The 1,275-nt window shown below is 40.2% G+C and carries 3 protein-coding genes; all 3 read right to left on the reverse strand.

Features of this window, described 5'->3' with window-relative positions:
• Positions 1 to 34 precede the first annotated feature (34 nt).
• Positions 35 to 367, reverse strand: coding sequence for a PepSY domain-containing protein (locus A3762_RS03290; protein WP_068478913.1), 333 nt, complete (start codon positions 365 to 367; stop codon positions 35 to 37).
• Between the two features lie 366 nt (positions 368 to 733).
• A complete protein-coding gene (locus A3762_RS03295; RefSeq protein ID WP_068478915.1) occupies positions 734 to 1,006 on the reverse strand; it encodes a cation transporter in 273 nt (90 codons plus the stop codon).
• The coding region (locus A3762_RS26960; RefSeq protein ID WP_197468988.1) for a hypothetical protein at positions 1,003 to 1,275 on the reverse strand (273 nt) is incomplete at its 5' end. The genes A3762_RS03295 and A3762_RS26960, both read right to left, overlap by 4 nt.

Genomic DNA, 1,275 nt, shown 5'->3' on the forward strand with positions numbered 1-1,275 from the left:
AGTAACAACAAATAGTTAGAGCATTGCTACGCGATTAGTCGGTATCGCCTTCGACACCTTCGTGCGACAAGTTACCGGAAAGCTCGGATTGAATTTCATCAAGGCTCTCTTTCTCGACGGCGATGATCTCGCCGCTAATAGCATTTACCTCAATTTCATAAGCTTGATCTTTCGTTCGGATGAATACGTCCCACTGAGTGTCAGGCTCGTCAAACCGAATGCCTATAACTTCTATATCTAGCGCACCAAGTGCATTTTCGATTGCTTGTTCTTCACTAATGTGAGTTGACTCTTCTACAGCATAAGTTAAAGCTCCTAAAACGCTAGCGGCAACAAAAACGATACTGCCTAAAATTTTATTCTGCATCGATAGCTCCTGACCTGTTATAAGTTATTGATTAAAATTAGAACTGTCCAATCCCCGAACTTTTACCTACCCCGACTAAGGGAGCCTTGATCTCAGCTTAGCTTCCATTACCAATCTGATCACTAAATTAAAACCTACTAAACCGAATGTGAATGAAATGTGCACGAGCGCTCTAAGCGCTGATCAGCAACGAACGTATTTGTTCACTCTTTGTTCATATTTAGAAAGTTACTATGATTCCATTGTTCAATCAATGAGGCTTAAAAATGAAATGTTTTTTACCCTCTACAGTACTATTTTGCTGTTCATCAGTGGTGGTACTAAACCTTGCCAATGCCAACGAAGTTGACTTACGGTCAACTCCATTTAGTAATTATCTGCAAGAAAGCTTTGATGATTATTTAAAAGAATGAACAGCGTTTCAAATAGTGATTTGCCATAAGGGAATCTTGGTGATTGTCCTGCTTCAACCACTTTGATGATGTGCATAGACAGAACGGTTAAGCCGATATTCATCGCTGAATAAACGGCATCAAATAGGATCATGCCAGAGCCGCTGACGATGCCTAATACCAATCCAAAAACGGCAAAGAATGTTGATGCAAATACTGAGAGTAAGAGAATTCTTTGTTCGCTCATGATGAAAAGTACTCGCTCAAAAACTCTGGAATGATGTGCGTTTTAAAATGCTCATAATATGCCGATTCGAATTGTGCTTGATTCCAGGTCCTGCCGAATGTGATCTCTGAAGAGCCAGCTTCATAGCATTCTACGTCAATGATGCTGTTGCTATTCTTGCAGATAGCGGTGACAGATTTACGAGCATAGATACCTTGATCAACGCACTCGTAAGCGTCTAATAAATTTAAGGTTTCTGGGTCAACGTTGTATAAAATTTTTCCGGTTAC

The sequence above is a fragment of the Oleiphilus sp. HI0125 genome, assembly GCF_001635355.1.

Excerpts from the sequence above, each read along its gene's own strand:
- A3762_RS03290 (WP_068478913.1), bottom strand. The coding sequence starts at position 367 with ATGCAGAATAAAATTTTAGGCAGTATCGTTTTTGTTGCCGCTAGCGTT.
- A3762_RS03295 (WP_068478915.1), bottom strand. The coding sequence starts at position 1,006 with ATGAGCGAACAAAGAATTCTCTTACTCTCAGTATTTGCATCAACATTC.